Annotated in this window: 8 protein-coding genes; all 8 read left to right on the top strand. The window is 64.2% G+C overall.

Annotated features, from left to right (window positions below; genetic code table 11):
- The first annotated feature begins 71 nt into the window (after positions 1-71).
- The 8 genes from Q8M85_RS02910 (at position 72) to Q8M85_RS02875 (ending at position 6436) form a co-directional block, all read left to right on the top strand.
- Positions 72-782: a lytic transglycosylase domain-containing protein gene (locus Q8M85_RS02910; RefSeq protein ID WP_371135182.1), complete on the top strand. Its 711-nt coding sequence runs from the start codon at positions 72-74 to the stop codon at positions 780-782.
- Positions 783-787: 5 nt separating this feature from the next.
- Entirely contained in the window at positions 788-1102 is a 315-nt protein-coding gene (locus Q8M85_RS02905) for a TrbC/VirB2 family protein (protein ID WP_305540010.1), read from the top strand.
- Positions 1103-1168: 66 nt separating this feature from the next.
- On the top strand, positions 1169-1444 hold the full coding sequence (locus Q8M85_RS02900; protein ID WP_305540008.1) for a type IV secretion system protein VirB3: 276 nt from the start codon (positions 1169-1171) through the stop codon (positions 1442-1444).
- Positions 1434-3812, top strand: coding sequence for a type IV secretion system protein B4 (locus Q8M85_RS02895; RefSeq protein WP_305540005.1), 2379 nt, complete (start codon positions 1434-1436; stop codon positions 3810-3812). The genes Q8M85_RS02900 and Q8M85_RS02895 overlap by 11 nt, the downstream gene beginning before the upstream one ends.
- A complete protein-coding gene (locus tag Q8M85_RS02890) occupies positions 3809-4015 on the top strand; it encodes a hypothetical protein (RefSeq protein WP_305540002.1) in 207 nt (68 codons plus the stop codon). The genes Q8M85_RS02895 and Q8M85_RS02890 overlap by 4 nt, the downstream gene beginning before the upstream one ends.
- A gap of 8 nt (positions 4016-4023) precedes the next feature.
- Positions 4024-5127, top strand: coding sequence for a lytic transglycosylase domain-containing protein (locus tag Q8M85_RS02885; protein WP_305540000.1), 1104 nt, complete (start codon positions 4024-4026; stop codon positions 5125-5127).
- Positions 5124-5933: a type IV secretion system protein gene (locus tag Q8M85_RS02880; RefSeq protein WP_305539997.1), complete on the top strand. Its 810-nt coding sequence runs from the start codon at positions 5124-5126 to the stop codon at positions 5931-5933. Before Q8M85_RS02885 ends, Q8M85_RS02880 begins: the two co-directional genes overlap by 4 nt.
- A 56-nt stretch (positions 5934-5989) precedes the next feature.
- Positions 5990-6436: a hypothetical protein gene (locus tag Q8M85_RS02875; RefSeq protein ID WP_305539994.1), complete on the top strand. Its 447-nt coding sequence runs from the start codon at positions 5990-5992 to the stop codon at positions 6434-6436.

Genomic DNA, 6436 nt, shown 5'->3' with positions numbered 1-6436 from the left:
CTTCGCGGTCGAGTTGGGTCTGACCACGGTCCCCGTTCCTTTGAAGAAGGGCGAGAAGGCGACCTGGACCCATGACGCAGCGGTGGAGCCCATTCCCTGATCTGACCCTCTGCGGCGGGCTGGCGCTTTGGCTCATTGCCGCACAAGGTGCCGTGGCCGAGGTCATCGACCTTGGCGCAGGGACAGAGGACCTGCGGGTTCGGGCCAGCGTTCTCGATTTTGGCAAAGAGCTTCCCAAGCGCGGCGATCTGAACGGCGTCGAGTTCACAGATGGTGTTGAGACCGATGCAGCTGACGAAGGTCTCGTTGTGCTTGCGTCCTATGGCACGACCCCGAAGGGCAGGGGTCCGCGTGGCACAGCCGAAATCGAGGATCTCGTACTCGACGTCGGCGACGACTACCTCCGCCATCCTGCGCTGAAAGCGGCGGGACTTTCCGGTACGGAATGGCTCGCGCTTTTCCGGGCCAACATCGCCGTGGAATCCGCCTTCAATCCGGATGCGCGCTCATCGGTCGGTGCCATCGGCTTGGGTCAGCTGATGCCCGGAACCGCCGATCTCCTCGGCGTCGATCCTCATGATCCGGAAGACAACCTGCACGGCTCGGCCCGCTATCTCCTCGCCCAGCTTGAGGAGTTCGGCGCCGCCGATCTTGCTCTGGCCGCCTACAACGCTGGACCCGAAGCGGTCCGCGACTATGGCGGCATTCCCCCTTATGCCGAAACCGAGGGCCATGTGGCCAAGGTTCTGCGGCTGACCAACGCAACCCTCAGTTCGGAGTGATCCACATGTTCCGCAATCTTTTTGGCGCGCGCTTGCCGCGCCTGGCTTTGCACACCCTTTTGCTGGCACTGCCCTTCGCCGCGATCCTTGCGGAGCCTGCCCTCGCACAGAACCTCGACCCGCTGGAAAACATGCTCCAGGTCGTGGTTGACGGGCTGACCGGACCAATCGGGCGGCTGATCGCCATCCTCGCCGTCGTGGCTGCGGGCTACATGATGTTCACCGGCCGCCTGAACTGGCCCCTCTTCCTTGCGATCTTCTTCGGTGTGGTCCTCGTCTTCTCGGCCGCGACCATCATCGACGGCTTTGCGGCCCCCTGAGGCGGGATAGGCGACATGCCGGGTGGCCTCGCACACCCGGCTTGGCCGATCCCCCGGATGTTCCCCATGCATGACGCGCCCCTGTTTCTCGGCCTCACCCGGCCGCCGAAGATCTTCGGCCTTCCCATCGGCTACTTCGTGAGCCTGATGCTGGGCTCGGTCATTCCCTTCGTGGGCGCAAACGACTGGCGGTTTCTGCTGATCGGGGTCGTCGGCTATCCGGTCCTGTGGTTCGTGGCAGACCGCAACCCGAACCTCTTCGAGACAGTCGCGGTAGTCTTTTCCCGAACACCGCGCACGCATGGCAAGTCGGCCTTTTGCGGAGACCGCCATGTCAGCTGACCTCAAATCCCTCTTCTCGGCCACCCCGGCGCTTCGATCTGTCTTGCGGCCTGAGGATCTCGCAGCCGAAACCCTCGCCCGTCACTTGCCATGGCTCTCCGCACCAGCGGACAATCTGATGCTGACCCGGCAAGGTGACCTGATCGCCTCTGCGGTGGTCGAGGGGCAGGACAGTTTCACGACGGAAGAGGGGGACCTCTCGCTCGCGACCACCTCGCTTGCGCGGCTGATCGGCCAGCTCGGCGAAGGCTTCGGGTTCCATGTCTCCAAGCTGACCCTGCCGGACGCACCTCAGCTGAAGCCCTTCGATGGCGAGGGCACTGGGGAAGCGTTCGCGGCCATGGTCGATGCCCGCTGGCAAGGACACCTCCTTGCCCGCACCCTGAAACGTCGGGTGCTGATGGTCTCGCTTATCCTGCGCCCCACCGCGCTGAAACGTGACCCGCTGATTGGAGCACTCTTCAAGGCGGCTTTCACAGGCGATCTTGGCCAGCGGATCGAGCGGCTGAATGAAGCGATGGGGCTTTTGGCCGGGGCCTGCCAAGGATTGGGCTTCCGGCGCCTAAGCATCTCTTCCGGGGAATGGCTTGGTCTCCTTGGCGTCCTTCTTGGGCAGCCGATGGCCAAGGTGCTTCCGATGCGCGGCCAGTTTCTCGCCGAGGCTGTCGCGTCATCGCAGATGACCTTTGCTGGCAAACGGGTGGAAATCGAAACCGGCGAAGGGATGCGTTTCGGGACGATTTTCGGCGTGAAATCCTATCCGGCCCGCACCTGGGCGCGGATGCTCGATGCGCTGGAACTGCCCTACGACATCGTCATCACCAACAGCTTCACGCCAGCACGCAACAACGAGATCGAAGAGCGCATCAAGCGCACGGCACGCCAGATGCGTGCCTCCGAGGATGCCGCCGAAACCCTGCGGCAGGAGCTGTACGAGGCCGCAGACAATGTCGCCTCTGGTCGACAGGTCTTCGGCAAACATCATCTGACGGTCATGGTTACGGCCGAAACCCCGGAACAGCTGGAGGAAGCCGCCTCCGAAGTCTGGCGCGCGGGACAGGACTGTGGGGCAACCCTTGTCCGCGAGAGCTTCGCGGCCCGCGCGGCCTGGTTTGCCCAAGCCCCGGGCAACTGGGCCTACCGTCCCCGCACAGCTCTTCTGTCAGCCCAGAACTTCGCGCACCTCGCGGCCCTTCATCGGGTGACCGAGGGCCGCCCGAAGGTGCAATCGCCCTGGGGCGAGACGATCACGGCGCTGCCGACGGTCACCTCGAGCCTCTATCGCTTCAATTTCCACGACAGGGGCGAGCGTGGTGCCGAGCCGAGCGCTGGCCACACGCTGGTGTTGGGCCGCACGGGATCGGGCAAGACCCTCGGCACGGCCTTCCTCATGGCGCAGGCGCGGCGGGTCCATGCCCGCCTCCTCGTCATCGACAAGGACCGGGGCCTCGAAATGGCCGTGCGGGCTTTGGGGGGCAGCTATTCCGCGATCCGGATCGGCGAGGCGACAGGCCTCAACCCGTTCCAGACAGAGACCGACGAGCGCGGTGCGGCCTGGCTCACCGATTGGCTGGGTGACATTCTTGCAGGGTCGCGCCCCTTCGAGACCGCCCAAACCGTCAGCCTGAACGCCGCCGTCCGGCAGATCGTCTCGGCGGATCCGCGGCTTCGGACCTTTGATGGGCTGGCAACCCTCGTCGCCTCGACCGACGACGAGGGCGATCTGGTGGGCCGCGTCAGGGAATGGGGGCAGGGGGGGCGGCATGGCTGGCTCTTCGGGCCCGGGGCCACATCCCAGATCAGCCTGTCCGAGGATGTGGTCGGCATCGACATGTCGGAGATCCTCGATCTCGGGACCGAACGCTCGGCACTTCTCGCCTATCTCTTCCGCCGCATCGAGCGAGTGATCGAGGATCGCCGTCCCACCCTCATCGTCATCGATGAGGCCTGGAAGATGCTCGACGATCCGATCTTCGAAAAGCGCCTGCACGATTGGCTTGTCACCATGCGAAAGAAGAATGCCGTGGTGATGATGCTGACCCAGACACCGACACACCTGAGCCGGGTCAAGGTTGGCCAGATCATCGCGGAAAGCGTGGTGACCCAGCTTCTCTACCCAAACCCGCGCGCCAACCCCGAGGATTACCGAATCCTGCGGCTGAACGAGAAAGAGGCCGAATTCCTCTGCACGCCCACGGGTGGCCTGCGGCTCGCCCTTCTGCGCTCGGCCGGGGACTCGGTCTTCGTGAACATGGATCTCGCGGCCCTGGGTCCCGCACTCGCCGTTCTCGGCGGCGGCCGATCCGGCGAAGACCGCGCACCCTACGGCTGGCGCGATACCCCCGATTTCTGGAAGGACATGACGTGACACGACGCAACCGCCTGATCCCCCTTTCCCTTCTCGGGCTCACCCTCCTCTCCGCCTGCGCCGGTGTCGAGACGGGAGCCGTTTCTCCCTGCCACGGCCAATTCCGGGCCGAGGGCAAATACTTCGCGGCGCGGGAGCAGAGTGACGGCACGACGGTCGTCGTCTCCACGATGAACGCGCCCGACGTGCGCTGCGCGAACTGAGTCACCGCATGCGTCGTGCCCCCCTCCTTCTCGGGCTTCTCCTCGGCAGTGCGGTGCCTATGGGCCTTCTGGCCCAAGGCGTGCCAATCATCGACGGCTCGCGACTGTCGAACTTCATCTCGCGTCTTGTCGAGCAGGCTGAGGACGCGGTGAAGCAGAGCGAGAAACTCGATACCCGCTCCGAGCTCAGCGAGATCGAAGACGACCAGCTGGCCGTCTATGAGCGTTTCCTCGCAGACACGACCGGTGTGACCGACCTCAGCGGCTTCGAGACAGGGTCGGGAACCTTCCCTCCTGTCGACGAGGTCTATCCTCTTGAGGAGACCAGCCCCGAAAGCCAGCGGCTCTTCGGGGAAGGTGAGACGGTCGAGGCGATGATCATCGCCACGGCGGCGCGCTATGAAACGCATCCCGGTGTCGTGAAGGTCGGGCTCACGCCCACGACCTGGCGCATTCTTTTCCAGTCGCTGGTGAAACAGGAAAGCGGGTTTTCCAACGCGGCGATCAGCCCGGTCGGGGCCATGGGCTTTTGCCAGTTGATGCCGGGCACTGCCGCCGATCTCGGCGTCGATCCGACCGACCCGCTGCAGAACCTCGATGGTGGCGCACGCTATCTCGCGACCCAGCTCAACAGTTTCGGCCGGATCGACTTTGCGCTCGCGGCCTATAACGCCGGCCCGGGCAACGTCCAGAAATACGGCGGCATCCCACCCTTCGAGGAAACCCAGAACTACGTCCGCCGGATTTCGGGCTACTACGACGCCTATCTGTCAGTGATCACCGGCGCCGACGTAACCGGCACTTTGGCGGGGGTGGAGGGTGCAAGTGCCGAATGGGGCAACATGTCCTCGGCCTTCATCGGCTATTCCGGCCAGCAGTCGGGGCAGATCGAGGCGGCGATGGCCCGGATCAAGGGGTTCCTGGAAGAGGCCAAGCCCCAGACCCCGAAAGAGGCGGTCGACCAGAACACCTATATGCTCGCCGAGCGCGCCCGCCTCATGGCCCTGACGCTTCGGCTGCGCGCGGGCGCCGTCAAGGTCGAGGCGGCCCGTGGGCTCTCCGAAGCCGCACAATCCCTGCAATACACCACCTTCTGGGAGTACACTCCGTGAGACCTGCCGTCCTTCGAACGAGGGCGCGTCTCGCGCTCGCCGTCTGTGCATCGCTTCTGGCATCACCTCTTCTGGCGCAAGGCGTGCCCGTCATCGACGGCACCAACCTTGCCAAGAACATCGAGCAGCTGCAGGCGGCACTCCGCGATGCCGAAAACCAGGTCGCGCAGATCGAAGAGCTGAAGAAGCAGGTCGAGACCGGTCTCGAGCAGCTGACCAACCTCGAAGGCATCCTCGGGTCGATCTCGGGCCTGAACGAGATCGCAAGCCTTTACAATTCGGTGGAGGACCTGCGCTCGAGGGCGGCCAAGATCACCGATCTCTCCGGCTTCCAGGATGCGTTGACCATCGGGGATTTCGACGGGCTTCTGGACAGCCTGCTCGATGGCGATGTGACCATGGGCGACAAAATGGCCGCCGAATACATGCGGGACACGCTGGAAGGGGCCGGGCTGACCTCGGAAACCCTGGCCGGACTGTCGTCATCGGAGAACCCGCAGGACAAGCTCATCGCGACGACCGCTGCCACGAGTGCTACGGCCATGGGCGTGGCGCAACTCTCCTACGAGGAAGCCGCCCAAAGCCTCGCGCGAATTGACGGCCTCGTCGACGAAATCGCGAACCAGGAGACGCTCAAGGAAAGCATCGACCTCAACACGCGGATGGCCGCCGAGACCAACTACATGCTCGGCCAGATGTGGCGGTTGAACGCAGCTGCAGGGCTGGCCGCCGGACAGACGGGTGTGAATTGGGCCGCAGAACAGGCCAAGGAAAAGAGCTTCTTCGATTACTCGGGGGCCGAATGATGCGGGGGGCGTCTCACCAGATCGCGGCGGTTGCAGTCCTCGTCTGCCTTGCCAGCTTGGCTGCGGCGGAAGACCTCACTTCATTGAGCGTCGTTCAGCTGGCTGAAAGAACCCGGGAAGCGGTAGGGGCGCAGGATGCGGAGGCCGCGCTGGACCTCCTGACCGAAATGCAGCGGCGCGGGACCGGGATCTTCGCCGGAATGACCATGGGCACCTGCAACGAGGAGATCGACTTGCCCGAAGGGATCACCGACTGGCGCTTCAAGGGGGCCGCGCGGCAGGCCTACATCACGGCGGCGAAGACGAAGGCCCTGGAGGCTGGGACATGCGATTGCCTCTTCAATGGTTTTAGCTTCGACAACTTCACTTCCGAGGTCTTGGGCAAGCCAGGTGCAGACCTTGTCAACGATGATCGGACTGAGTTTGAGGGTTACCTCACACAGCACCAACGCGAGACCGACGTGCGCTATCGCGACCTCGAGACCGTCTGCCGGTCCATGTGA

The organism is Tabrizicola sp., from assembly GCF_030694085.1.
Lineage (GTDB): Bacteria > Pseudomonadota > Alphaproteobacteria > Rhodobacterales > Rhodobacteraceae > Tabrizicola.
The sequence above is the reverse complement of the archived record's forward strand: the minus strand, read 5'-3'. Positions and strand labels throughout refer to the sequence as shown.

Coding starts and splice junctions, on each gene's coding strand:
- Q8M85_RS02910 (WP_371135182.1), top strand. CDS start 72: ATGACGCAGCGGTGGAGCCCATTCCCTGATCTGACCCTCTGCGGCGGG.
- Q8M85_RS02895 (WP_305540005.1), top strand. CDS start 1,434: ATGTCAGCTGACCTCAAATCCCTCTTCTCGGCCACCCCGGCGCTTCGA.
- Q8M85_RS02900 (WP_305540008.1), top strand. CDS start 1,169: ATGCATGACGCGCCCCTGTTTCTCGGCCTCACCCGGCCGCCGAAGATC.
- Q8M85_RS02885 (WP_305540000.1), top strand. CDS start 4,024: ATGCGTCGTGCCCCCCTCCTTCTCGGGCTTCTCCTCGGCAGTGCGGTG.
- Q8M85_RS02905 (WP_305540010.1), top strand. CDS start 788: ATGTTCCGCAATCTTTTTGGCGCGCGCTTGCCGCGCCTGGCTTTGCAC.